The 24781-nt window shown below is 58.5% G+C and carries 23 protein-coding genes and 2 pseudogenes; 8 read left to right on the plus strand and 17 right to left on the minus strand.

The annotated features are described in order from the left end of the window. The first annotated feature begins 54 nt into the window (after positions 1–54). The 5 genes from KK102_RS02040 to KK102_RS02060 all read left to right on the plus strand — a co-directional run bounded on the left by KK102_RS02040 (position 55) and on the right by KK102_RS02060 (position 6244). Positions 55–1152 carry an efflux RND transporter periplasmic adaptor subunit gene (locus KK102_RS02040; protein WP_216356840.1) on the plus strand — a complete coding sequence of 366 codons (1098 nt, stop codon included), beginning with the start codon at positions 55–57 and terminating at the stop codon, positions 1150–1152. After that, a complete protein-coding gene (locus tag KK102_RS02045) occupies positions 1149–4238 on the plus strand; it encodes an efflux RND transporter permease subunit (protein ID WP_216356841.1) in 3090 nt (1029 codons plus the stop codon). The genes KK102_RS02040 and KK102_RS02045 overlap by 4 nt, the downstream gene beginning before the upstream one ends. A gap of 35 nt (positions 4239–4273) precedes the next feature. Further along, entirely contained in the window at positions 4274–4867 is a 594-nt protein-coding gene (locus KK102_RS02050; protein WP_042716852.1) for a TetR/AcrR family transcriptional regulator, read from the plus strand. Between the two features lie 74 nt (positions 4868–4941). After that, complete coding sequence (locus KK102_RS02055; RefSeq protein ID WP_126816441.1) at positions 4942–5538, plus strand: NAD(P)H-dependent oxidoreductase; 597 nt, start codon at positions 4942–4944, stop codon at positions 5536–5538. A gap of 235 nt (positions 5539–5773) precedes the next feature. Continuing rightward, positions 5774–6244, plus strand: coding sequence for a hypothetical protein (locus KK102_RS02060; RefSeq protein ID WP_216356842.1), 471 nt, complete (start codon positions 5774–5776; stop codon positions 6242–6244). A 46-nt stretch (positions 6245–6290) separates the two neighbouring features. Here the strand turns inward: KK102_RS02060 and KK102_RS02065 are convergent, their stop codons facing one another. Next, positions 6291–7217 (minus strand): LysR substrate-binding domain-containing protein, encoded by a 927-nt coding sequence (locus KK102_RS02065; RefSeq protein ID WP_216356843.1) that lies wholly within the window; start codon positions 7215–7217, stop codon positions 6291–6293. A 24-nt stretch (positions 7218–7241) separates the two neighbouring features. Beyond that, positions 7242–7778 carry a MarR family winged helix-turn-helix transcriptional regulator gene (locus KK102_RS02070; protein ID WP_126544582.1) on the minus strand — a complete coding sequence of 179 codons (537 nt, stop codon included), beginning with the start codon at positions 7776–7778 and terminating at the stop codon, positions 7242–7244. 133 nt (positions 7779–7911) lie between these two features. Here KK102_RS02070 and KK102_RS02075 point away from each other — a divergent pair. Both KK102_RS02075 and KK102_RS02080 read left to right on the plus strand, forming a co-directional pair. Then, positions 7912–8064: pseudogene (locus tag KK102_RS02075) on the plus strand (MFS transporter); the annotation flags it as partial. A gap of 248 nt (positions 8065–8312) precedes the next feature. After that, a complete protein-coding gene (locus KK102_RS02080; protein ID WP_126544581.1) occupies positions 8313–9251 on the plus strand; it encodes an omptin family outer membrane protease in 939 nt (312 codons plus the stop codon). Positions 9252–9480: 229 nt separating this feature from the next. Here KK102_RS02080 and KK102_RS02085 read toward each other — a convergent pair whose 3' ends face one another. From KK102_RS02085 to paaA, 15 genes and pseudogenes are all read right to left on the minus strand, one after another. Continuing rightward, entirely contained in the window at positions 9481–9963 is a 483-nt protein-coding gene (locus KK102_RS02085; protein WP_126544580.1) for a glutathione peroxidase, read from the minus strand. Between the two features lie 263 nt (positions 9964–10226). Beyond that, positions 10227–10970 (minus strand): SDR family oxidoreductase, encoded by a 744-nt coding sequence (locus KK102_RS02090; protein WP_126544579.1) that lies wholly within the window; start codon positions 10968–10970, stop codon positions 10227–10229. 101 nt (positions 10971–11071) lie between these two features. After that, complete coding sequence (gene paaY / locus KK102_RS02095; protein WP_126544578.1) at positions 11072–11668, minus strand: phenylacetic acid degradation protein PaaY; 597 nt, start codon at positions 11666–11668, stop codon at positions 11072–11074. Between the two features lie 9 nt (positions 11669–11677). Then, positions 11678–12613, minus strand: a complete 936-nt coding sequence (paaX, locus tag KK102_RS02100) for a phenylacetic acid degradation operon negative regulatory protein PaaX (RefSeq protein ID WP_126544577.1) — start codon at positions 12611–12613, stop codon at positions 11678–11680. A gap of 142 nt (positions 12614–12755) precedes the next feature. Then, positions 12756–14072 (minus strand): phenylacetate--CoA ligase PaaK, encoded by a 1317-nt coding sequence (paaK, locus tag KK102_RS02105; protein ID WP_216356844.1) that lies wholly within the window; start codon positions 14070–14072, stop codon positions 12756–12758. 27 nt (positions 14073–14099) lie between these two features. Continuing rightward, the gene (pcaF, locus tag KK102_RS02110) at positions 14100–15305 is read right to left on the minus strand and encodes a 3-oxoadipyl-CoA thiolase (RefSeq protein WP_216356845.1); all 1206 of its coding nucleotides are present in this window, start codon (positions 15303–15305) and stop codon (positions 14100–14102) included. After that, a pseudogene (gene paaI / locus KK102_RS02115) lies at positions 15298–15726 on the minus strand (hydroxyphenylacetyl-CoA thioesterase PaaI). The gene pcaF and the pseudogene paaI overlap by 8 nt, the downstream one beginning before the upstream one ends. Further along, positions 15716–17140 carry a 3-hydroxyacyl-CoA dehydrogenase PaaH gene (gene paaH / locus KK102_RS02120; protein WP_126544574.1) on the minus strand — a complete coding sequence of 475 codons (1425 nt, stop codon included), beginning with the start codon at positions 17138–17140 and terminating at the stop codon, positions 15716–15718. Before paaH ends, paaI begins: the two are co-directional and overlap by 11 nt. A 1-nt stretch (position 17141) precedes the next feature. Next, positions 17142–17930, minus strand: a complete 789-nt coding sequence (paaG, locus tag KK102_RS02125; protein WP_126544573.1) for a 2-(1,2-epoxy-1,2-dihydrophenyl)acetyl-CoA isomerase PaaG — start codon at positions 17928–17930, stop codon at positions 17142–17144. Further along, positions 17930–18697 (minus strand): 2,3-dehydroadipyl-CoA hydratase PaaF, encoded by a 768-nt coding sequence (gene paaF / locus KK102_RS02130; RefSeq protein WP_216356846.1) that lies wholly within the window; start codon positions 18695–18697, stop codon positions 17930–17932. The genes paaG and paaF overlap by 1 nt, the downstream gene beginning before the upstream one ends. Further along, positions 18694–19764, minus strand: a complete 1071-nt coding sequence (gene paaE / locus KK102_RS02135; protein WP_126544571.1) for a 1,2-phenylacetyl-CoA epoxidase subunit PaaE — start codon at positions 19762–19764, stop codon at positions 18694–18696. The genes paaF and paaE overlap by 4 nt, the downstream gene beginning before the upstream one ends. Positions 19765–19771: 7 nt before the next feature. Beyond that, positions 19772–20269: a 1,2-phenylacetyl-CoA epoxidase subunit PaaD gene (gene paaD, locus KK102_RS02140; protein WP_126544570.1), complete on the minus strand. Its 498-nt coding sequence runs from the start codon at positions 20267–20269 to the stop codon at positions 19772–19774. An 11-nt stretch (positions 20270–20280) separates the two neighbouring features. Next, entirely contained in the window at positions 20281–21027 is a 747-nt protein-coding gene (paaC, locus tag KK102_RS02145) for a 1,2-phenylacetyl-CoA epoxidase subunit PaaC (RefSeq protein WP_216356847.1), read from the minus strand. 8 nt (positions 21028–21035) lie between these two features. Beyond that, on the minus strand, positions 21036–21323 hold the full coding sequence (gene paaB / locus KK102_RS02150) for a 1,2-phenylacetyl-CoA epoxidase subunit PaaB (protein WP_003857353.1): 288 nt from the start codon (positions 21321–21323) through the stop codon (positions 21036–21038). Between the two features lie 12 nt (positions 21324–21335). Then, positions 21336–22265 carry a 1,2-phenylacetyl-CoA epoxidase subunit PaaA gene (gene paaA, locus KK102_RS02155; RefSeq protein ID WP_338070874.1) on the minus strand — a complete coding sequence of 310 codons (930 nt, stop codon included), beginning with the start codon at positions 22263–22265 and terminating at the stop codon, positions 21336–21338. Between the two features lie 285 nt (positions 22266–22550). Here paaA and paaZ point away from each other — a divergent pair, with 285 nt between their 5' ends. Further along, positions 22551–24593: a phenylacetic acid degradation bifunctional protein PaaZ gene (paaZ, locus tag KK102_RS02160; protein ID WP_216356848.1), complete on the plus strand. Its 2043-nt coding sequence runs from the start codon at positions 22551–22553 to the stop codon at positions 24591–24593. Positions 24594–24781 lie beyond the last annotated feature (188 nt).

Raw genomic sequence — 24781 nt, forward strand, 5'->3', positions numbered from 1 at the left:
GGTCACTAGTCAGAGAATGTGGAAACTGTCCTGTTATTTTAATAAGGGTTTCCCATGCTCAGGCTTACATCAGCCCGTTGTCTCGTCTCTCTCCTGCCGCTGGCCCTCGCGGCCTGCGGCGATAACGCGGCGAGTGACGATCCGCGCACGCACCCACCGCTCGTCAGATCCGCGTCCGTAGAACGCGCGAACGCGACGTCCCGCGCGTTTACCGGCGTGGTGGTTGCCAGAACGCAGAGCGATCTCGGCTTCAGGGTTCAGGGCAAAATCCTTGAGCGACTTGTTGATACGGGCCAGAGCGTAAAAAAAGGCCAGCCTTTAATGCGGCTCGATCCCGCCGATCTGACGTTACAGGCGCAGGCTCAGCAACGGACGGTGGATGCCGCCCAGGCGCGTGCAAGAAAAGCGATCGCTGACGAAGCGCGATACCGGGGCCTTGTGGCTACGGGCGCTGTGTCTGCCTCCGAGTACGACCAAATTAAAGCGGCGGCCGATACCGCCAGAGCGGAGCTGAGTGCCGCCAGGGCGCAGGCCAGCGTCGCGCAAAACGCGACAGGCTATGCCGTACTGTTGGCCGATTCAGACGGCGTGGTGATGGAGACCTTCGCTGAGCCAGGTCAGGTCGTAAGCGCCGGACAGGCAGTGATTCGTCTTGCCCGCGCGGGACAACGTGAGGCGCTGGTGCAACTTCCAGAGACCCTGCGTCCGGTCGTCGGGAGCGAAGCACAGGCGACCCGCTATGGCAACGAAAAACAGCCTGTTACCGCAACGCTTCGTCTGCTCTCTGATTCCGCCGATGCCACCACCCGCACCTATGAGGCGCGGTATGTTCTGGCAGGCGCGCTGGCAGACGCGCCGCTGGGTGCGACCGTCACGCTGAACATAGGGAACAGTAATGAGAAAAACCAGGTCATGCAGGTTCCCCTAGCGTCGCTCTACGATGCGGGCAAAGGGCCTGGCGTCTGGCGGATCTCGGATCAACCCGCCAAAGTGACCTGGCAGCCCGTCAAGGTGCTTAGCGTGAGCGATGATGCCGCCCAGGTAACGGGGGGTGTGACGCCCGGTGAAAAGATTGTCGCGCTAGGGGTGCATCTTCTGCATGAAGGCGAAGTGGTCCGCCTCGCTCAACAGCGTTCGGAGAGTCAGCCATGAGCGCAGGACGCTTCAACCTGTCAGCGCTCGCTGTACGCGAACGCTCGGTCACGCTGTTTTTGATTATTCTGGTAACAATTGCCGGTATTCTCTCGTTTTTTGGGCTCGGGCGTGCAGAAGATCCGCCTTTCACGGTGAAGCAGATGACCGCAATCGCCGTGTGGCCCGGCGCGACCGCGCAGGAGATCCAGGATCAGGTGGCCGAACCGCTGGAAAAACGCCTGCAGGAGCTCAAATGGTATGACCGTACGGAAACCTATACCCGCCCCGGCATGGCCTTTATCACGCTGTCATTACAGGACAATACGCCACCTTCTGAGGTGCAGGAAGAGTTCTATCAGGCCAGAAAAAAGCTTGGGGATGAGAGCCGAAATCTTCCCGCAGGCGTAACGGGACCGATGATCAATGACGAGTTCGCCGATGTGACATTTGCTCTCTTTGCGCTCAAAGCAAAAGGAGAGCCGCAGCGTTTGCTCGTGCGCGATGCCGAAACCATGCGCCAGCAGCTCCTGCACGTCCCGGGCGTGAAGAAAGTCAATATCATCGGCGAGCAGGCAGAGCGCATCTATATCTCCTTCTCTCACGAGCGTCTCGCGACGCTGGGCCTGTCGCCTCAGGATATTTTCAATGCGCTGAACAATCAGAACGTATTGACGGCTGCGGGTTCAATTGAGACGCGCGGCGCGCAGATCTTTATCCGCCTCGACGGGGCCTTCGATACCCTGCGGAAAATCCGCGATACGCCGTTTATTGCGCAGGGCAAAACGCTCAAGCTCTCCGACGTCGCCACGGTGGAACGAGGTTACGAAGACCCGCCTGTTCTGCAAATTCGCAACCAGCATGAACCGGCTCTGCTGCTGGGTATTGTGATGCGCGAAGGCTGGAACGGGCTGGCGCTGGGGAAAGCGCTGGATGCCGAAACGACGAGAATCAATGACGGTCTGCCTCTGGGGATGACCCTGACGAAAGTCACCGATCAGTCCGTGAACATCAGCTCGTCGGTGGATGAGTTCATGATCAAATTCTTCGTCGCCCTGCTGGTTGTAATGGTGGTTTGTTTTGTCAGTATGGGCTGGCGCGTGGGCGTGGTCGTCGCGGCGGCGGTTCCACTGACACTGGCCGTGGTCTTTGTGGTAATGGAGGCCAGCGGCATTAACTTTGACCGCATCACGCTGGGCTCCCTCATTCTTGCCCTGGGCTTGCTGGTTGATGATGCCATCATCGCCATCGAAATGATGGTGGTAAAAATGGAGGAAGGCTACGACAGAATCAAAGCCTCCGCCTACGCCTGGAGCCATACCGCGGCTCCGATGCTCGCCGGCACGCTGGTAACGGCCATTGGCTTTATGCCGAATGGTTTCGCCCAGTCAACGGCGGGAGAATACACCAGCAATATGTTCTGGATTGTCGGCCTGGCGCTGATTGCATCCTGGGTCGTCGCCGTGGTTTTCACTCCCTATCTCGGCGTGAAAATGCTGCCGGATATGCCCAAAGTGGAAGGAGGCCATGCCGCTATCTACGGTACGCCTCGCTATAACCGTTTTCGCCATCTCTTAACCCGCGTCATCGCCAGAAAATGGATTGTGGCGGGGTCGGTTGTCGCCATTTTTATCCTGGCGATCCTGGGCATGGGGCTGGTGAAAAAACAATTTTTCCCGACGTCGGATCGCCCCGAAGTGCTGGTTGAAGTGCAGATGCCCTACGGCACGTCAATCGAGCAAACCAGCGCCGCCGCAGCGAAAATAGAAGACTGGTTGCAGAAACAGCCAGAAGCCAACATCGTCACATCGTACATTGGTCAGGGTTCACCGCGCTTTTATCTGGCCATGGCTCCTGAGTTACCCGATCCGTCATTTGCGAAGATAGTGGTGTTGACGGATAGCCCGGCATCACGTGAGGCACTCAAGCTCAGACTACGTAAAGCGGTTGCCGAAGGCCTTGCGTCCGAAGCGCGCGTGCGCGTCACGCAGCTGGTGTTTGGTCCCTACTCTCCCTTCCCGGTCGCCTGGCGAGTCACGGGACCCGATGTCGATACGCTACGCGGCATCGCTGACAAAGTGAAAGGCGTGCTCGAGGCAAGCCCGATGATGCGGACCGTCAACACGGACTGGGGAACGCGCGTACCCACACTGCATTTCACGCTCGATCAGGACCGTCTGCAGGCCACTGGCTTAACCTCGAATGCCGTTGCTCAGCAGCTGCAGTTCCTTCTGTCCGGTGTTCCCATCACGTCTGTACGAGAGGACATTCGCGCCGTTCAGGTGATTGGCCGCGCCGCAGGTGACATTCGCCTGGATCCGGCAAAAATAGCGGGCTTTACCCTGGTCGGCAATGCGGGCCAGCGCATCCCTCTGTCACAAATTGGCGATGTTGAGGTGAGAATGGAAGATCCGCTGCTGCGTCGTCGCGATCGAACGCCGACCATCACCGTCCGGGGTGATATCGACGAAACGCTTCAGCCACCGGACGTGTCGATGGCCATCATGAAACAGCTCCAGCCGATCGTGGATTCGCTGCCGCCAGGATACCGTATTGAAATGGCCGGATCGATTGAGGAATCAGGCAAAGCCACCCGGGCAATGTTGCCGTTGTTCCCCATTATGATTGCCCTGACGCTACTGATCATCATTCTGCAGGTGCGTTCCATGTCGGCCATGGTCATGGTCTTTCTTACCGCGCCGCTGGGGCTTATCGGCGTAGTGCCAACCTTGCTGCTGTTCAATCAGCCGTTTGGCATTAACGCCCTCGTCGGATTGATCGCCCTTTCGGGCATTCTGATGCGCAATACGCTGATTCTTATTGGTCAAATCGATCATAACCAGAAAGAGGGGCACGATCCGTTCCATGCGGTTGTCGAAGCGACAGTACAGCGTGCCAGACCGGTCTTACTGACGGCGTTGGCCGCCGTTCTGGCCTTTATTCCCCTGACGCATTCCGTATTCTGGGGAACGCTCGCCTGGACGCTGATCGGCGGAACGTTAGGGGGAACCATCATTACGCTGGTCTTCCTGCCAGCGATGTATGCGATCTGGTTCAGGATCCGTCCTGCGACACAAAGCGTTCAGCCTCTGGCAGAAAGCGTGTAAACTACTATCAGTAGATAAACGATACGAGGGACATCATGGTTGTTAAGCGCTTAAGAAAAGAGGATCGCCGGGTGCAGCTGCTGGAGGTTGCTCGCGGCATTGTTCGCCAGCAAGGCACCGAGGCGCTCACCCTGGGCTATCTTGCCGAGCGGGCTAACGTGACAAAGCCTATTCCCTATGACCACTTTGGCGATCGTGAAGGCTTGCTGATGGCGCTGTACCAGGATTATAGCGATAGTCAGTTGGCGAAGTTCCGCGAGACGCTGGCGGTCGACAGCAAAACGCTGGAGAAGACGATCCGCTTTTTCAGCGCTGCCTATATCGACTGCGCCATTACCGCCGGCCCGGAAACGGGTCCGATAGCCGCAGCGCTGTCCGGCTCCCGCGCGCTGCAGACGTTCCGCGAGGCGTGCGTTGCCGAATGTGCCGACTGTCTTCGCACGGCGCTTTCTCCGTTTATCGTGCTTAAAGGCGTTCAGGGTGAAGCGGTACTGACAGCCATCATCGGTGCCGCGGACGCGCTCAGTACTGCCGCGGGTAACGGGATACTCGCTCGCAACGTCGCAGAAGATATGCTCAGCGGCGCCATGTCTGGCGTTCTGGATACCTACGCCAACAGCACAAAATGATCGTTGCTGTCGGATTGACACCTAACTTACCAATAGTAATATAGGTGTCAATTCACTCCCCTGCTGAGGTTGCTATGTCTGTTACACATGTCATCAATAATGCACTGATCGTGACGGCTCACCCTGTTGAACATTCTTTATCCCATTCGCTGGCGGATCGCATTGCCGCGACGTTACGCGAGCAAGGGACGCAGGTAGAAATTGCCGATCTTCATGCTGAAGGCTTTAATCCGACCATGTCTCGTCCCGACCTTGATTTGTATCACGGCGATCCCACTGCGCTTCCCGAGGATATTTTGCGCGAGCAGCAGCGCGTTGAGCGCGCAGATATGCTGGTATTTGTCTTCCCGGTGTACTGGTGGTCAGTCCCCGCACTGTTAAAAGGCTGGTTCGATCGGGTGTTGACCCTGAACTGGGCGTATAAAGTGGCCGACGATGGCCGGATTGTGGGCAATTTACGCGATGTGCCCGTCCGCCTGATTGCCACCGGCGGCAGCGATCTCACCGGATTCGACAAACATGGCTATTCGACGGCAATTCAGACGCAGATAATCGAAGGTGTATTTGGCTTCTGCGGGCTGAAGAACGTGAAGCTCGACATCCTTTACCAGGCTGACACGGCAACACCTGCCCAGGTGGAGGATTTCCTGCAGGGGCTCGAGAGCATTTAATAAGCCCGCCTGTCTTACCCGGCTTGCCTTTTCGCGCGCCGGGTCACCACCATATCTAAGAAAAGCATAGGATATGAAATCCTACGTTGAGTAAAACTCACATTGACGCCCACTATTTATCGTTTTTCAACCGCTATCGCGATGAAATACCATCCACTCACCCCTGGTATAGCGCTGTCGATAGTGGATAGCGGCATTAAAACAATAAATAATAATGTGCGTATATGGAGCACCTATGACACTCGATGTTTTATTTCATTTAATGGAAATGCTTTCACCAGAAAAAAACACCGCGGATGAAAATATACCTGCGCTCATAACGTTACTTTCGTCAGAAAACCATCGAACCGATGCGCTTTCCCCTTTTATCCATCGACTGCATCTCCTGTCTTTCGCCCAAAGCAATCCGGGTAACGCCGAGGAGCTGCTCGCTGCCCATTTACCAAAAGAAGATGGAACGCTTCCCCTGCTTGACTTCGCCGAGTGGCCCCAGGTGCGGTACGCCACGTCTGGCGAAGCGCAGACGCCTGAATCAGAAGCGTACTTTTATAAAATGACCGCGGCTGCCAATGTATTACGCGCTGCGCTGATCGATGCAGAGCGCGCAAAGGGTACGCCTGCGCTTTATATTCTGGATAAATTACTCAACCTTAATAGCGCCCTGCCGGAAAGATATAAGAAAATGGCAAATATCCCCTACGCATAAATGCATTGAATATGCGGGATATCCCTTCAGGAATATCCTGCTTACTTTAAGAAAGCCGTTTTTCATCGTACTCAAGACAAACGATATCCAGAGAAGGCACTACCGGCGAGTTCAGGTTTAGCCAGGCCAGCAGACGTTCAATACTCTGTCTTCTGAGCGAATTTTTCGGCCAGACGAGGTAGTAGCCATCCCCTGTTGCAATCGCCTCCCTGAAGGGCAGCGCGAGCAGGCCGCTTTTCAGCGCTTCCAGCGTGAGCCGGAGATCGGCTATCGCCACGCCGTGTCCGTGCATGGCGGCGAGACTTCCCTGCTCCAGGGTGTCAAACACAATCCCGCCGCTCATGTCGAGACCGGGAAATAGCCCCGTTCTTTTCAGCCAGCGTCGCCAGTCCCGTCTGTCCGGAGAGGGGTGAATAAGGTCGCACTGCGGTAGTTGATGCCGGGCAGACTCAAGCAAAGACGGGGTACAAACCGGAATGAGCCATTCGCTGAAGAGCAGCCTGCTTTCTGTTGACTCGCCGAAATAGCCATTACCGAGGAGGATCGCGCAATCATAGGGCTCACGGCTGAAGTCAACGGTGTCGAAGTCCATCCAGACGCTGGCAATTTCTACTTTCGGTTTCGCATGGTTTTCACGAAACGATTTCAGGACGTTAAGAAGCCATCTCATTGTCAGGGTGCTGGGAGCCTTGAGGCGCAAAAGGTGATTTTCACTTCTGAACGCGCGGCAGGCCCACTCGATGTTCGAGAAGCTTTCGCTAAGCTGTCCGGCCAGAATACGCCCGGCTTCACTGACTTCAACTCTCGGCCCTTGCCGTTTAAACAGCTCGCAGTCGAACCACATTTCAAGCGTCCGGACATGCCTGCTGACCGCGCCCGGCGTGATATTCAGTGCCTCAGCCGCTTTGCTGAAGGAGTTCAGCCGCGCGGCAACTTCAAAGGCGCGCAAGGCATACAGTGGTGGTAAAGACATACGTTCCCTTTCAGTGAGGTTTGGCTATGCAGTTTTTGTATTATCGGCACTCTGTGACTTGCCACCCAGACCCTCGGGCGGAAACGTCAGCAGCAGCTCCCTGAGCAGGGACTCAAGCTGCGCGCGCTGCGCGTCAGACAAGCTGCTCAGCAGCGCATTTTGCGTTTGTGTATGCACGATCAGCGCCTCCTCGATAAGCTCTTGCCCGTGCGGTGTCAGGCTTACGAGGGTGCTGCGCTTATCGTCCGGATCGGCAATACGTCTGATAAGCCCTTGCTGTTCGAGATGGCTGAGCCGGTTCGTCATCGCGCCTGAAGTGATCAACAGCGATTTATACAGCTGCGTGGGCGAAAGGCAGTACGGCTCACCGGCGCGACGCAGCGTGGCGAGAACGTCAAACTCCCCCTCGCGAAAACCAAACTGCGCCATGGCCTCCGCCCATTCTTTTCCCAGGTGCTTCATCAGCCGGAGCATGCGGCCAAAAATTTTCATCGACGAGGCGTCCAGCTCCGGCATGGCACGGCTCCACTGGTCGACAACGAAGTCTACATGGTCTTTCATTTTCACCCCTGTTGGCGTGGGTATTTATCCTGTTGTGCGGTACATCTTACGCAAAAACGTATTTTATCTTAACGTTAAGACAAATGCTCGCGGCAATTTGCCCGAGCCATTCACAACTGAAAAGGATTCCCTGTTGAAACGCACGTCGCCATTACTCTTCGCCGTTATCGCTTTTATCGTCGGGCTGAACCTGCGCCCTATTCTGGCTTCTGTCGGACCGTTGTTTTCCGTACTTCAGCGCGAAGCGGGGCTAACGGCTACGCAATTCAGCCTGCTGACTACCCTACTGGGCGTGCCATCACGGTAATGTCGCTATTCAGCACGGGCATTGTTTTATCTGCTGCTGACTGCTATTTCGCACCGAGCCAGTAATGATTTAAATATTATCGGCCGCCTCTTCAGACGGCCCAAAGTTAAATATCGCCCCTTACGTCAAATTATAAAAAATTACCAAAACTGGCAGTTGATTCTTATTTGTATGACTTTTAATATTCCCCTGCAACTCATTGATTAATTTGTTTTAGGGAAATAAAAATGACAAGAAATATTGTTGCGGGAATGATGATGGCCGCATTTTCAGGGGCGGTATATGCAGGTGCCTCACAAATCACACCGGATTTTTCACCGGAAAGTTTAACGGTTTCAGCCTCTGCCGGGATGCTGAGCGGAAAATCCCACGAGATGGTTTATGACGAAGTCACCGGAAGAAAAATTAGCCAGCTGGACTGGAAAATAAAAAATGTCGCTATTCTGAAAGGCGATATTTCCTGGGATGCATACTCATTTTTGACACTGAACGCCCGCGGCTGGACGTCCCTGGCATCAGGCTCAGGTCATATGGACGACTATGACTGGATGAATGCAAAACAATCCTCCTGGACAGATCATTCAAGCCATCCTGCAACGAACGTGAACTATGCCAATGAATACGATCTCAACGTAAAAGGCTGGATCTTCCAGGGCGATAACTATAAAGCCGGCGTCACCGCAGGTTATCAGGAAACCCGCTTCAGCTGGACGGCGACCGGGGGTTCTTACAATTACGACAATGGTGCTTATCAGGGTAATTTCCCTGCAGGCGAACGCGGTATTGGTTATAGCCAGCGCTTCTCTATGCCGTATATTGGCCTTGCAGGACAGTACCGCTTTAATGACTTTGAATTTAACGCCCTGTTCAAATTCAGTGACTGGGTTCGCGCGCATGATAACGACGAGCACTATATGCGCGATCTGACCTTCCGCGAGAAAACATCTGATTCCCGTTATTATGGCGCATCCGTTGATGCCGGATATTACGTGACGCCGCACGCCAAAGTTTTTGCTGAATTTACCTATAGCAGTTACGAAGAAGGTAAAGGCGGTACGCAGATTATCGATACCAATACCGGGCAGTCCGGCTCTATTGGCGGGGATGCAGCAGGTATTTCTAACCACAACTATACCATTACGGCGGGTCTGCAATATCGCTTCTAATCCAGACGTTAAAACAGACCAGGCCCCTCACGGGGCCTGGGACTGATGACAACCCCCGCCATCAACATTTTAACCGTCTTTTTGCCGGGTGGCGCTGCGCTTACCCGGCCTACATTTCGCAACGTAGGGCCGTGCAAGCGTAGCGCCGCCGGGCGAAACGCACAAATCGCACTGTATCAGCAGTCTGAGTCCCCCTTAAAATCCATCAGGCTGCTAAAAACGAAGATCATTAACTTTCCAGGGCAGCCACAATCGCTGCTTCCATTTTCTCGGGCTTGGTCATCGGTGCAAAGCGCTTGAGAGGTTCCCCGTTGCGGCCGATCAGGAACTTCGTAAAGTTCCACTTGATCCGCTCCCCCAGCACGCCGGGCAATGCGTTTTTCAGATAACGAAACAGCGGGTGCGCTGCGCTACCGTTAACCTCGACTTTCTCGAACATCGGGAAACTCACGCCGTAGTTAATGTGACAAGTCTTTGAGATTTCATCAGCGCCGCCGGGTTCCTGTTTACCGAACTGGTTGCAGGGGAAGCCAAGCACCACTAAACCTTGTTCGGCGTATTTCTTGTATAGCGCTTCAAGACCAGCATATTGCGGCGTGAATCCACACTGGCTGGCGGTATTCACGACCAGAACCACCTTCCCCGCATAGTCGGCCATTGAGATAAGCTGCCCGTCCAGACGGGTGGCGCTAAGTTGATGAAAGTGGGTCATATTAGTGATTATGATCTCTTAGAAAAACGGTTAGCATATCCTTAGGTGGTGCTTTTCAGCATTTGCTGGGGTATCGACCCTCTGTATTGCTTGTAAGGTTTCCGTATCTGCCCAGCGTTTGAATTTGAATAACGCGACAATCGATCCTGTGTCCATCGCCCCTCCCAATTAACAAAAAATTATCATATCAGCAACTTTGTCAGGCTGGTATGGGATTCCAAAACGCGTATATCCGCAATAGTGTTGAACGCCCGCCGTCAGATTCAGGCCTGATGCGCCAAATCTTCGCGAGTCGGCCCCTGAAAGTAGATCGTGCTGATATGGCAACTTCGAGGCTGAGTCAGTACAAAACGAATCGTTTCCCATATTGACCATCCATTCACCAGACGCTCCCCCATTCTTGACCGATTATCGACATGCGCCTCTAAGCCGGTCAGTTCGAAATCAGGTGGATATAACCCGGTTACCCGAATGTTTTCTTTGGATAAGTGTTCTGACAGTTTCGTTGTAAAGCCGCTGAGCCCGTGTTTGCTGGCAAAAAAAGCGGGATGGGCAATCGAATCTGTAAAGTTCGGAATACCGCACGCAGATATAATCGCAATGATGTCTGCACTGTCTGAGCGTCTTAAACCCGGTAGCATTGCCTGAGTGAGCAGGATTGAACCTGTCAGACCTGAACTGACGGTATTGAAGATTTCTGTGCTCGACTGTTCGTCTATTGTCCCTGACAACCACTGAGCAGCATTCAGAATTAAAATATCGATTGGCCTGTCTGAATGTAAGACCTGCGAAGAGAACTGAGAAATGGATTCCGGCAGGGCTAAATCACAGAGATACCCTTTCGCCTCACCACCTTCAGCCGCGATGAAGCTGCAGGTTTTTTGAATATCCACCTCCCGACGGGCGCTAAAAATCACTTCAACGCCCTCCCGCGCCAGCCAGACGCACAGCGCCTGACCAAATCCCCCACCGCCACCCGTGATAACAGCTCTTTTACCTCTCAGCATAACTCTGCGTCCTCTGTCGTGATAAGTCTGTACCGGAGGATTAATAGCATGATGAGGCGGGTAACATCTTCCCGTTAGTGCCGTGGCGCGAACTTCCCGTCCTACACCGTCGACTTCGGCCTTAAATCCTCATCAAACGCCAGCCGTTTTCGGTCAGGCTCTTCCTCGCGCAGCGGCTCTACCTGATGCATGGTTAACTTGCAGCGCTCCACCAGCACCTGATACTCCCGCGTGCCCTGCTGCTTCCAGGCGAGTTCCTGCTCGCTCAGTTCACGAATCGCTTTGGCCGGGCTGCCGATAATCAAATGGTTGGCGGGCATCTCCGCTTTCGCCTTCACGAACGCCGCCGCGCCGACGATGCTGTTTTCACCGATGACCGCGCCGTCCATCACCACCGCGTTCATGCCCACCAGCGCATTGCGGCGGATAATGCAGCCGTGCAGAATGGCGCTGTGGCCGATATGCCCGTCCTCTTCCACCACCGTGTCCTGCTCCGGGAAGCCGTGCATCACGCAGTTATCCTGAATGTTCGCCCCGTCTTTCACCACGATGCGACCAAAGTCGCCGCGCAGGCTGGCGTTAGGACCGACATAAACGCCTTTGCCCAGAATCACGTCGCCAATCAGCACCGCCGTTGGGTGAACGTAGCTCTCGTCAGGTACCACTGGCGTCAGACCATCAATTTGATAAACAGGCATAACCTCTCCTTACGCAGTATTCAGACCACCAAAACGTTGATAGTAAAGCGTGCCGGGCACGGGCAGTTCCCCAACCGAGGTTTCGCCTTTTTCGCTGACAAACGCCAGCGCCCCCGGCGCGACGCGCTGGTAGATATTGATGCAAAGCTGTCGGGCACTTTGTCCCGCCCAGTGCGCGGGCAGTAACTCTTCTGGCAACAGCGGGTCTTTCAGCACCACGCGACGATAAAAGTGAATCAGTAAGAGCTGAATCTGGAAACAGCGTTCCGGCGTCAGCTCCTCCGGCCCGGCCTCTTTCAGCAGCGGCAGCAGCGGGCGGAATGAATCGATGAACGTCTCGTACATCGCGTTTTGCTCGGTCAGCTGCCAGCACTCTTCCACCCGCGAACGCAGCGCCGCGCGGGAGAGCGCCAGCGGCGAGTGGGCTTCAAAGAAAATCACGTTTTCCGCCACCCCGGCATCGTGAAGCAGGGACTGCACGTCCGCCAGATGCTGCGACGGTGAGGCCATCAGGCTCGGTGCCAGCGTGCCAAACCCCTGCCAGATCAGCTGTTTTTTGACGTCGGCAAGGGTGGTTTTATCCAGCCCTTCTGAGAGCAGTAATAGCCATTTGCCGTCCCAGGCGGGCAGTTCCGCGCGGTAGATCTTATTCTCCGCGCGACGCGTCAGACGCAGCCCTTTATCGCTCAGGCGGTAAAAGCTGCGACGCCCGATGCGCGAGACGTCCAGCCAGCCCTCTTTGTTGAGGCGAAACAGCGCGGTACGCACGAAGCGCTCGCCAAACCCCATGCCTTCCAGCAGAGCGGCAAGGCTGCCGAGCCAAATCTCACCGCCGCGATGGGAAAGCGCGTCACCGTATAACGAAGAAATAAGCGACGTCCCGCTGACGGGAACGGAGCTAACCGCGTGCTGGATAAAGGCGTCGAGTTTATTCATGTGATTCATTCTGTTGTAATTTTTGTCCTGGATGAATCATAGCACAGGACCCTCACCCTGACCCTCTCCCCAGAGGGGAGAGGGGAAAAGGCCAAACCGAGCAGTCCCTTCTCCCCTTCGGGGAGAAGGTTAGGATGAGGGGTAAGGTGTTTTAACCGTTGGCCGCCGCTTTACGCAGGTCAAACACCCGGCAGGCTTTCCCCTCCGAGCGCGGGATGCTGCCGCAGTTCACGATCGTCACGTCGGTTGAAATCCCCACCATCGACTTAATGCGGTGGCGCAGCTGGTGACACACCTGGCAGCGCTGCTCGTGCGTCAGCGTGAGGCTGCTCTCTTTCAGCTCCACCTTCACCGAAAGTGAATCAAGATGCCCGCGGCGGTTCACCTCCAGCTGGTAGTGCGGAGAAAGGTGTTCGAACTTCACGATCTCCTCTTCCAGCTGTGACGGGAAGACGTTGACGCCGCGGATGATCAGCATATCGTCACTGCGCCCGCTGATCCGGTCCATACGACGCATGCTGCGCGCGGTTGCCGGCAGCAGGCGGGTCAGGTCGCGGGTGCGGTAGCGGATCACCGGCAGCGCCTCTTTGGTCAGCGTGGTGAACAGCAGTTCGCCCTGCTGACCGTCATCCAGCGGCGTGCCGTCGTTCGGGTTGACGATCTCCGGGTAGAAGTGATCTTCCCAGATGGTTGGGCCGTCGACGGTTTCGATACACTCCATCGCCACGCCCGGTCCCATCACTTCGGAAAGGCCATAGATATCCAGCGCGGTAATGCCTAAGCGTTTTTCAATCTCGCGACGCATGGCCTGCGTCCAGGGCTCGGCACCGAAGACGCCCACGCGCAGGGAACAGCCGCTGGCATCGCCGCCCATCTGGCGCTCCAGCTCTTCAATCAGGTTGAGGCAGTAGGATGGCGTCACCATGATCATGTCCGGCTGGAAGTCTCGGATCAGCTGCGCCTGTTTCTCCGTCTGGCCGCCGGACATCGGGATCACCGTCGCCCCTAAACGCTCGGCGCCGTAGTGCGCCCCCAGCCCGCCGGTAAACAGGCCATAGCCATACGCCACGTGAATTTTGTCCTTCGCGCTGCCACCCGCGGCGCGCAGGGAGCGGGCCACCAGGTTGGCCCAGTTGTCGATATCACCCTGCGTGTAGCCCACCACGGTCGGTTTGCCGGTGGTGCCGGATGATGCATGAATGCGCACCACCTGCTCCATCGGCACGGCAAAGGTATCGAACGGATAGTTATCACGCAGGTCCTGCTTGGTGGTGCACGGGAATTTGCAGATATCCGCCAGTTCGTTGAAATCGTCAGGGTGAACGCCCGCGGCGTCAAACTTGCGTTTGTACATCGGCACGTTGTTGTAGGCGTGATGCAGCGTCCATTTCAGACGCGCGGTCTGCAGCGCCTGTAGTTCGTCAAGGGAGGCCGTTTCAATCGGATCAAGCTTTGTTGTATTTGTCATTGTAGGGTACTCACATTGTTTTTATGCTCAAACACGCTCAAGGATCATGGCAATGCCCTGACCCACACCGATGCACATCGTACACAGCGCGTAGCGCCCGCCGCGTCGGTGCAGTTCGTTACTCGCGGCCAGCGCCAGCCTGGCGCCGCTCATGCCCAGCGGGTGGCCCAGCGCAATCGCGCCACCGTTCGGGTTGACGTGCGCGGCATCATCCGGCAGGCCCAGCTGACGCAGCACGCCCAACGCCTGCGCGGCGAACGCTTCGTTAAGCTCAATGACGTCCATATCGTGAATACTGAGTCCGGCGCGCTCCAGCACCCTGCGGGTGGCCGGTACCGGGCCGAGCCCCATCAGACGTGGCTCCACGCCCGCCGTCGCCATCGCCACGATCCGCGTGCGCGGGATTAACCCCTGAGCCAGCGCCATCTTCTCGCTGGCGACGATCAGCGCCGCAGCGCCGTCGTTGACGCCGGAGGCATTTCCCGCCGTAACCACTCCGTTCTTACGGAACGGCGTTTTCAGACCGGCAAGCTGCTCGAGCGTGGTGTCCGCGCGCGGATGTTCATCCACGCTGAACGCTGTGACTGCCCCTTTTTTGCCCGGCACCGGCACCGGCACAATCTCCTGCGCCAGAACGCCGTTCTGCTGCGCCTGCGCGGTACGCTGCTGGCTGCGCAGCGCGAACGCGTCCTGATCGGCACGGCTGATATTTAACAATTCAGCTACATTCTCTGCCGTTTCCGGCATACTGTCAGTTCCGAATTGCTGATGCATGAGCGGATTCACAAATCGCCAGCCGATGGTGGTATCGAAGATCTCCGCCTGACGCTGAAACGCGGCGGTGGCTTTGCCCATCACAAACGGCGCGCGGGACATGGACTCCACGCCGCCCGCGATCAGCAGGTCGCCATCGCCTGCCTTAATGGCGCGCGCGGCGAAACCAATCGCGTCCAGTCCCGACCCGCACAGGCGGTTGATGGTGGTTCCGGACACCGTCTGCGGCAGTCCGGCCAGCAGGGACGACATGCGCGCCACGTTGCGGTTATCTTCCCCCGCCTGGTTGGCGCAGCCGAAAATCACGTCGTCAATCCGCTCCAGATCGAGCTGCGGGTAGCGGGCCAGCAGCGCGCGCAGCGGCACGGCACCGAGATCGTCGGTTCTGACTGCGGCAAGCGCGCCGCCATAACGCCCCACAGGGGTTCGAACACCATCACAAATAAATGCGTCACGCATCTGCCTCTCCTGTCACGCTGCCGCCGATGCGGTGAGATTTTCCGCGAAAAAGGGCAACGGTTTTCTGTTGTTGGTTCTGGATTTCAATGTCATACACGCCGGTCAGCTTGCCCTAATGCATCACGCGCGCGGTGGCGGTGAGCGTGTCCCCGGCGAAGCCCGGACGCAGAAAGTCAATCGAGCAGCCGGAGGCTACCGCCGCCAGCCCCTGGCTGTTGCAGGCGTAGGCAAAGGCGGTGTCCGCCAGCGAAAACAGCTGCCCACCGTGGCAGGTTTTGTGGCCGTTCAGCATCTGCGGGGTGATGGTCATGGTCACCACCGCGTAGCCCTCATCCATCTCGACAATGTCCATCCCCATCGCCTGCGCGCAGGCGTCCCGTTCGTACATGGCGCGGGCGTTATGCCAGGCGTTAAGACTCATAGCTACTCTCCAGAAGCGCGCGCTGGCGCAGCAGTGAACAGGGGCGATAGCGCTCTTCGCCGTAATGGCGCTGCAGGTTCTCCAGCAGCGTCAGCAGGCGCTGCCAGCCCAGACGCTCGCCCCAGGCGATCGGTCCGCTCGGGTAGTTCACGCCCAGGCGCATGGCGGTATCGATGTCCTTCTCGCTGGCGACCCCTTTTTGCAGGGCATCCAGCGCTTCGTTGGCAATCATTGCCAGCGTCCGCCAGACCAGCAGGCCGGGATAATCGGCAATTTGCACCACCCGGTTACCCTGCTGCTGCAGGTAGCGGATGGCTTTTTGCGTCGCGGTATGCGGGTTGCTGGCGGCGGCGGCAATGACCGCCACGTCACGCTCAATGCGGTCGACCACCACCACCGGGCCGTTGAGCCGCAGCGCCAGCGCCTGCGCGGTTTCGCCCTGCGTTTCAATCAGGTACACATCATCAATTTCTGTGACACCGTCACGTCTTTTTTCCACGCGCATCGGGCTATAGCTGTCGTTCACCGACTCAACCCACTGCACGTCCGGTTTTTCACCCTGCCAGTCGTACACGCCCTTCCCGCTCTTTTTGCCCAGCCTTCCTGCCAGCACCAGTTCCTGCTGAACCAGCGAAGGCAGAAAACGACGCTCCTGCCAGAAGGCGTTAAATACCGAGCAGGTCACCGCAAAGTTGACGTCCTGACCAATCATGTCGGTCAGCTCCAGCGGCCCCATCGGGAAGCCGCCGCCTTCACGCAGGGCGGCGTCAATCACCTCCGGCGGAGCGACCTGTTCCTCCAGCGCACGCCAGGCTTCGGAATAGAACGGACGCGCGACGCGGTTGACGATGAACCCCGGCGTGGACTGGCAGCGAACCGGCTGTTTCCCCCAGTTCAGCGCCAGCTCGCACAGCGCCTCGGCCACTTCCGGCGAGGTCCCCAGCCCGCTGACCACCTCCACCAGCTTCATCACCGGTGCCGGGTTAAAGAAATGCAGCCCTGCGACGCGCTCCGGATGGTGGATGTCCGCCGCAATCGCCGTGACGGAGATAGAGGAGGTGTTACTGGTCAACAGCGTCTGCGGCGGGCAGACTTCCGCCAGTTTCGCAAACAGCGTTTTTTTGACGTCAAGGCGTTCGGAGGCCGCCTCAATAACCAAATCTGCCGATGCCAGCGCATCGATATCCGTCACCGGAACCAGTCGGGCGAGGATCTGTCCGCTCGCGTCCGCAGAAAGCTTTCCGCGCGTTACCCGGGACGCGAGGCGTTGACGAATGCCGTCAATCGCGCGGGAAATGGCGTCGGCAGAAATGTCGTAAATCAGAACCTGATGACCGTGGCTTGCCGCCACTTCGGCAATGCCTGCGCCCATCGTGCCGCTGCCAATCACGGCGACAGTCCGTATGTTCAGCATCTTATTTCCCCGTAAAGTTCGGCGCGCGCTTCGCCAGGAAGGCGCTGACGCCCTCGCGGTAGTCGTCGCTGCGCCCGGCCAGGCGCTGATAGTCGCGCTCCAGATCGAGCTGGTCGTCCAGGGTGTTGGTTTCTGCAGCGTTGATGGCCTGCTTGATCAGCCCCAGCCCGAAGGTCGGCTGCGACGCAAAATGCAGCGCCATCTGCTGCGCCGTGGTGGAGAGCTGCTCGTCATCCACCACCTGCCAGATCATCCCCCACGCCTGCGCCTGTTCGGCGCTGAGCTTGTCGCCCAGCAGCGCCAGCCCCATGGCGCGGGCGCGTCCCGCCACGCGCGGCAGCAGCCAGGTACCGCCGCAGTCCGGCACCAGGCCGAGCTTGCTGAAGGCCATCACGAAGTTGGCGGAACGGGCCGCAATCACCATGTCGCACCCGAGCGCCAGCGTGGCGCCCGCGCCCGCCGCCACGCCGTTAACGGCACAGATGACCGGTTTCGGCAGCTTTGCCAGGCGGCGAACCAGCGGGTTATAGAAGGTTTCAACGGACATCCCCAGATCCGGCGCCGGGCCGTTGGGGTCGACGTTGCGGTCGTTCAGATCCTGACCGGCACAGAAGCCGCGCCCTGCCCCGGTGATCAGCAGGCAGCGCACGGTGTCATCACGCTCGGCCTGTTTCAGGCACTCGGCCAGCTGCTGGTGCATCACGTCGTTGAAGCTGTTCAGACGCTCCGGACGGTTCAGCGTAATGGTCATCACGCCCTGTTCTACATGACTGAGAATACATTCCACAATTAGCGTCCTTTAAAGTCGGGGGTGCGTTTTTGCAAGAAGGCGTCGATGCCTTCCCGTCGGTCTTCGGTGGCAGAAAGCAGCGTAAAAAGCTGGCGCTCCTGCGCCAGCCCGGCCTGCAGTGGCACCTCCTGAGACTGACGCAGCGCCTGTTTCGCCGCCTGCAGCGCCAGCGGAGAGTGGCGCGCCATCAGCGCCGCCTGCTTCAGGGCATACTCCAGCGTAAGGGATGCTGGAAACACATCGCTCACCAGCCCCGCGCTCAGCGCCTGCTGCGCGGAGATGTTCTCGCCAGTCAGCACCATTTTGCTGGCGAGCGATTTCCCGACGCTGCGGATAAGACGCTGGGTGCCGCCCGCGCCGGGCATGATGCCGAGCGTGATTTCCGGCAGGCCGAAACGGGCGTTGTCACCGGCAATCACCACGTCGCACAGCAGCGCCAGCTCGCAGCCCGCGCCCAGCGCGAAGCCGTTCACGGCGGCGATCAGCGGTTTAGGAAAAGCGTTGATACGCGCCCACAGCTGCGGGCGAATATCGTTCAGGGTGGCAGGCAGGTCTTTCTCCGCCATTTCGTTGAGATCGGCCCCGGCGGCAAAGCAGCGCTCGCTGCCGTAAATCACGCAGACAGAAATCTCGATGTCAGAAGCCGCGGCCTCAAGCTGCTCAGCAATCTGCGTCAACAGCGCATTGTTGAGGGCGTTGCGCGCCGCCGGACGGTTGAGCGTCAGCTGGAGCACACGGCCATGACGGGTAACAATCAGTTCGCTCATGCCATCCCCTTCGCGTCAAAGTCGACGATCACGTCGGCGGTTAACGGCAGCGACTGGCAGCTCAGCACATACCCGGCCGCCAGCTCGTCCGGCTCCAGGCTGTAGTTGGTCGCCATGTCCACCTTCCCGCGCAGCACTTTGCATTTACAGGTGGCGCAAACGCCGCCCTTGCAGGCATACGGCAGATCCGCCCCCTGACGCAGGGCGGCATCCAGAATGTTTTCGTCGTCCGCCGTCAGGGTGATTTCACGGTCGCGCCCGTCCTGGCGCACGGTCACTTTCTGCCCTTCCGCCTGGACGTGCACCGCGCGTTTAGCGATGGTTCCCGGGGTGTTAAAGCGCTCAAGGTGGATCGCTTTGTCCGGCATCCCCAGCGCTTTCAACGCAGCGTCGGCGTCGTCCATCATCGCCGACGGGCCGCAGATAAACGCCTCGTCGTACTGGCGGAAGTTGATCAGGGTTTTCGCCAGCGCCTGCAGTTTTTCCCCGTCGATGCGACCATAGAGCAGATCGCTGTCCAGCCGCTCCTGGCTGAAGATGGAGACCAGCTGCAGCCGCTGCGGGTATTTGTCCTTCAGGTCCGCCAGCGCCTGGCGGAACATCATGCTCTGGCTGCTGCGGTTGCCGTAGATCAGGGTGAAATGGCTGTTGGGTTCGGTCGCCAGCGTCGCGGAGATAATCGCCAGCATCGGGGTGATCCCGGAGCCTGCCGCAATTGCCAGGTAGTGGCCTTCGCGTTCGGCCTGTGGCTGGTAGCCAAACTGCCCCTGAGGAACCATCACCTCCAGCGCCATGCCCGCTTTGATCTCATCCCGGGCATAGCGGGAGAAGCGCCCGCCGTCGATGGCTTTGACCGCCACGCTGATTTCGCCCGGGGCGGTACTACGGCAGATGGAGTAGCAGCGGCGCAGCTCGTCTCCGCCAAGCGTCGTTTTTAACGTCAGGTGCTGGCCGGGACGGAAGCGGTAGGCCTCCTGCAGCGCCTGCGGCACCGCAAAGGTAATGGTCACCGCGTCGCGGGTTTCGGGTTCCACTTTTGCCACTGTTAATGAATGAAACGTTGTCATGGCAGCCTCAAATACATTTGAAATAGTCGAAGGGCTCACGGCAGGTGTTGCAGCGGTAGAGCGCTTTGCAGGCCGTCGAGCCAAATTCACTGATAAGCGAGGTGTCGGTGCTGGCGCAGCGCGGACAGCTCACCTCCACCGGCGTGTGCGCGTGACAGCTATGCCCCACCGGCGGACTGATGCCGTACGCCCGCAGGCGCTCACGCGCGTCGGGGGTCATCCAGTCGGTGGTCCAGGCGGGTTCAAGCTGGAGCACAATGTGCACCGGAGTAAAGCCGTGCACGGTCATCGCCTCGCGGATCGCCCCCAGCAGATGTTCCGTCGCCGGACAGCCCGAGTAGGTCGGCGTAAAGCCAATGACCCAGCCTTCCCCCTGCGCCTTCACGCTGCGCACCATGCCTAAATCGGTGATGGTTAACACCGGCACTTCCGGGTCAGGGATCTGGCTTAGCAGCGCCCAGATCTGCGGGATTTGCGCGGGCGCGATGTCGACGAGGCGTTGCATAGCGTTCTCCTTTACCACTGCTGACCGGGATACGCGCGCTGGAGATACTGCATTTCCGCCAGCATCGGGCCCAGATGTTCGGTATGCAGCCCCTGCTTGCCCCCGGTGCGGTACGCCACTTCGGCGGGCACCTGCAGGCAGGCTTCATTCAGACCGGCATACACTTCGCTTTCCCACGGCTGGCGCAGCGTGCGCGGGTCAACCGCCACGCCGGACTCAATCAGCGCCAGCTCGACGTCATCAGCTTCAAACAGCTCCGCCGTAAAACGCCACAGGCCGTCGATGGCCTGCTGCATTTTTTGCGCGGACGTTTCGGTCCCGTCGCCCAGACGCACCAGCCAGCCGCGGCTGAAGCGCAGGTGGTAGCGCGCCTCTTTAATCGCTTTGGCGGCAATCGCGGCAAGCTGGCCGTCGCGGCTTTGGGTTAGCCGTTCGTACAGCGCCACGTTCCAGGCATCCATCAGATACTGGCGGGCAAGGGTGTCGGCGAAGCTGCCGTTCGGCTGCTCCACCAGCAGGACGTTGCGGAACTGGCGCTCGTCGCGGCCAAACGCCAGCGTGTCTTCATCGCCCTGGCCTTCCCGCTGCGCGGCATAGGTCAGGAAATTGCGCGCCTGGCCCAGCAGGTCGAGACCGATATTGGCGAGCGCGAGGTCGATCTCCAGCTCCGGCGCGTGGCCGCACCAGGCGCCGAGGCGCTGGGAGAGCACCAAACCGTTGTCGCCCAGACGCAGGGCATAGGCAGTCACTGAGTTCATTCTTTGCCTCACATATGCTCGATGCCGTCAGGGATGGTGTAGAACGTCGGATGGCGGTAAACCTTACTTTCCGCCGGGTCGAAGAACTCGCCGCTCTCTTCCGGCTGGGAGGCGACAATCTCGCTCGCCTTAACCACCCAGATAGAGCAGCCTTCGCTGCGGCGGGTGTAGGCATCACGCGCATTTTCCAGCGCCATGCGATCGTCGGCGGCATGCAGGCTGCCCACGTGACGGTGGGACAACCCTTGTTTGCTGCGTACGAACACTTCGTACAGCGGCCAGTAGACATTGCTCATGGTTATTTCCTCTTATGCGGCCTGACGGGCGCGCTGTTTTTCCGCGTGCGCCAGCGCGGCTTCGCGCACCCACGCCCCGTCTTCCCAGGCTTTACGTTTGGCGGCCAGGCGTTCGTGGTTGCAGATGCCGCGCCCGTTAATGACCTCGTCAAACTCCTGCCAGTCGATCTCGCCGAAGCGGTAGTGGCCGCTCTCTTCATCAAAACGCAGGTCGGGATCCGGCACCGTCATGCCCAGCATCTCCACCTGCGGCACCGTGTTGTCGACAAAGCGCTGGCGCAGCTCGTCGTTGCCGAAACGTTTGATTTTCCACGCCAGGCTGCGGGCGCTGTTCGGCGAATTGTCGTCGTTCGGCCCGAACATCATCAGCGCCGGCCACCAGAAGCGGTTGATGGCGTCCTGCAGCATCTGACGCTGGGCTTCACTGCCCTGCGCCAGCGCCATGCAGGCCTCAAAGCCCTGACGCTGGTGGAAGCTCTCTTCTTTACAGATTTTCACCATCGCGCGGGCATAAGGACCGTAAGAGGTACGGCACAGGGCTACCTGGTTGACGATGGCCGCGCCGTCCACCAGCCAGCCGATCGCGCCGATATCGGCCCAGCTCAGGGTCGGATAGTTGAAGATGGAGGAGTATTTCATCTTGCCGTCGAGCATCTTCTGGTAGATGTCTTCCCGCGCGCAGCCCAGCGTTTCCGCCGCGCTGTAGAGGTAGAGCCCGTGCCCGGCTTCGTCCTGCACTTTCGCCAGCAGGATCGCTTTTCGGCGCAGCGTCGGGGCGCGGGTGATCCAGTTCCCTTCCGGGAGCATGCCGACAATCTCGGAGTGCGCATGCTGGCCAATCTGGCGGATCAACGTCTTACGGTAGGCGTCAGGCATCCAGTCCTGAGGCTCAATCGCCGTCTCCTGCGCTATGCGCTGCTCAAACCGTTGTTCTTGCGTCACGTCATCACCTTTATGATTCGTTAGTTTGCAAATTAAAGCGTAATGTTGAATCACTTTGTTTTTTAAAAGTTACACAAAGGTTAAATATAACCCCAAGAATTGTTTCCTGATTCTGTGATGTTGCTCGCAAGGCTTTTGCTACAAGCCTTAATTGGCGGGATTTTGTGTTCTGCAAATCATCCTGGCAGATCACATCGTTAACATTTCATTAAAAATGCAGCTTGATTTTTATGATTCATGATTAAACTATTAACGAGTAAATCACGTAACATTTGGAGATAAGCGATGCAGCAGTTAGCCAGCTTCTTATCCGGTACCTGGCAGTCTGGCCGGGGCCGCGAACGCACTATTCATCACGCCATCAGTGGCGAAGCGCTTTGGAGCGTGACCAGCGAAGGGCTGGATATGGCCCACGCTCGTCGCTATGCGATTGAGCGCGGCGGTGAAGCGCTTCACGAGATGACCTTTATCGAACGGGCTGCCATGCTGAAGGCGGTGGCAAAGCACCTGCTTGGCGAGAAAGAGACGTTCTATGCCCTGTCAGCCCAGACGGGCGCGACGAAGGCGGACAGCTGGGTTGATATTGAAGGGGGGATCGGCACCCTCTTCACCTACGCAAGCCTGGGCAGCCGCGAGCTGCCGGACGATACGCTGTGGCCGGAAGATGAGTTAATCCCGCTGTCGAAAGAAGGCGGCTTTGCGGCGCGCCACGTCCTGACCTCGAAATCCGGCGTGGCGGTGCACATCAACGCCTTTAACTTCCCCTGCTGGGGGATGCTGGAAAAGCTGGCGCCGACCTGGCTTGCCGGGATGCCCGCCATTATCAAACCCGCTACCGCTACCGCACAGGTAACGCAGGCGATGGTGAAATCCATCGTGGAAAGCGGACTGGTGCCGGACGGCGCCATCAGCCTGATCTGCGGCGGCGCGGGTGACCTGCTGAACCAGCTCGACAGCCAGGACGTGGTGACCTTTACCGGCTCCGCCAGCACCGGGCAAAGCCTGCGCGTGCACCCGAATATTGTGGCGAATTCCATTCCCTTCACCATGGAGGCGGACTCCCTGAACTGCTGCGTGCTGGGGGAAGACGTCACGCCGGAGCAGCCGGAATTTGCCCTGTTCATTCGGGAAGTGGTGCGCGAGATGACCGCCAAAGCCGGGCAGAAATGTACGGCCATCCGCCGCATTATCGTCCCGCAGAGCCAGATTGACGCCGTGAGCCAGGCGCTGATTGCCCGCCTGGAAAAGGTGGTGGTGGGCGACCCGGCGCAGGAAGGGGTAAAGATGGGCGCGCTGGTCAACGCCGAACAGCGCGCGGACGTGCAGCAGAAAGTGGATCGGCTGATCGCCGCAGGCTGCCAGATCCGTCTTGGAGGCAAAGCGGATTTGCAGACCGCGGGCGCGTTCTTCCCGCCGACCCTGCTGTTCTGCCCGCAGCCGGATGAAACCCCTGCCGTCCACGCAACGGAGGCTTTCGGGCCGGTCGCGACCCTGATGCCGTATCGCAACGCACAGCACGCAATGCAGCTTGCCCGCGCGGGCGGCGGCAGCCTGGCGGGCACGCTGGTTACCGCAGACCTGGACATTGCCCGCCAGTTTATTCTCGGCGCGGCGCGCGCCCACGGGCGTATTCAGATCCTCAACGAGGAAGCCTCGAAAGAATCCACCGGCCACGGTTCCCCACTGCCACAGCTAGTGCACGGCGGTCCCGGACGTGCGGGCGGTGGCGAAGAGCTGGGCGGCCTGCGCGCGGTGAAGCACTACCTGCAGCGCACCGCGATTCAGGGCAGCCCGTCGATGCTGGCCGCCGTTGGCAAACAGTGGGTGCGTGGCGCAACGGTGCAGGAAGATCGCGTGCATCCGTTCCGCAAATACTTTGAAGAGCTACAGCCGGGCGACAGCCTGCTGACGCCGCGCCGCACCCTCACGGAAGCAGACATTGTGAACTTTGCCTGCCTGAGCGGCGACCACTTCTACGCCCATATGGATAAGATCGGTGCGGCAGAGTCGATCTTTGGCGAGCGCGTGGTGCACGGCTACTTCCTGATCTCCGCTGCTGCAGGACTGTTTGTCGACGCGGGTGTCGGGCCAGTCATTGCCAACTACGGCATGGAAAACCTGCGCTTTATCGAGCCGGTTAAGCCGGGCGACACCATTCAGGTGCGTCTGACCTGCAAGCGTAAAACGTTGAAGAAGCAGCGCACCGCAGAGGAAAAACCGACCGGCGTGGTGGAATGGGCGGTTGAGATCTTCAACCAGCACCAGCAGGCCGTGGCGCTCTACTCCATTCTGACGCTGGTGGCGCGCCAGCGGGGTGATTTCAGCTAACGCCCCTCACCCTGACCCTCTCCCCAAAGGGGAGAGGGATCCCAGTAATTTTTTAACCGGAAGCGATAAATGTTGCTTCAGGAAAATTAATGGCTTACAGCGATGCCCTGGTCCGGCTGTAAATCGCCGAGGCGTTTCCGTAAGGCCGGGGCGAGGCGCAGGGATGCGCCGAGAGGGCGTGGCCTGCA

It is taken from the genome of Enterobacter quasimori (assembly GCF_018597345.1).
In the GTDB taxonomy this organism is placed as follows: domain Bacteria; phylum Pseudomonadota; class Gammaproteobacteria; order Enterobacterales; family Enterobacteriaceae; genus Enterobacter; species Enterobacter mori.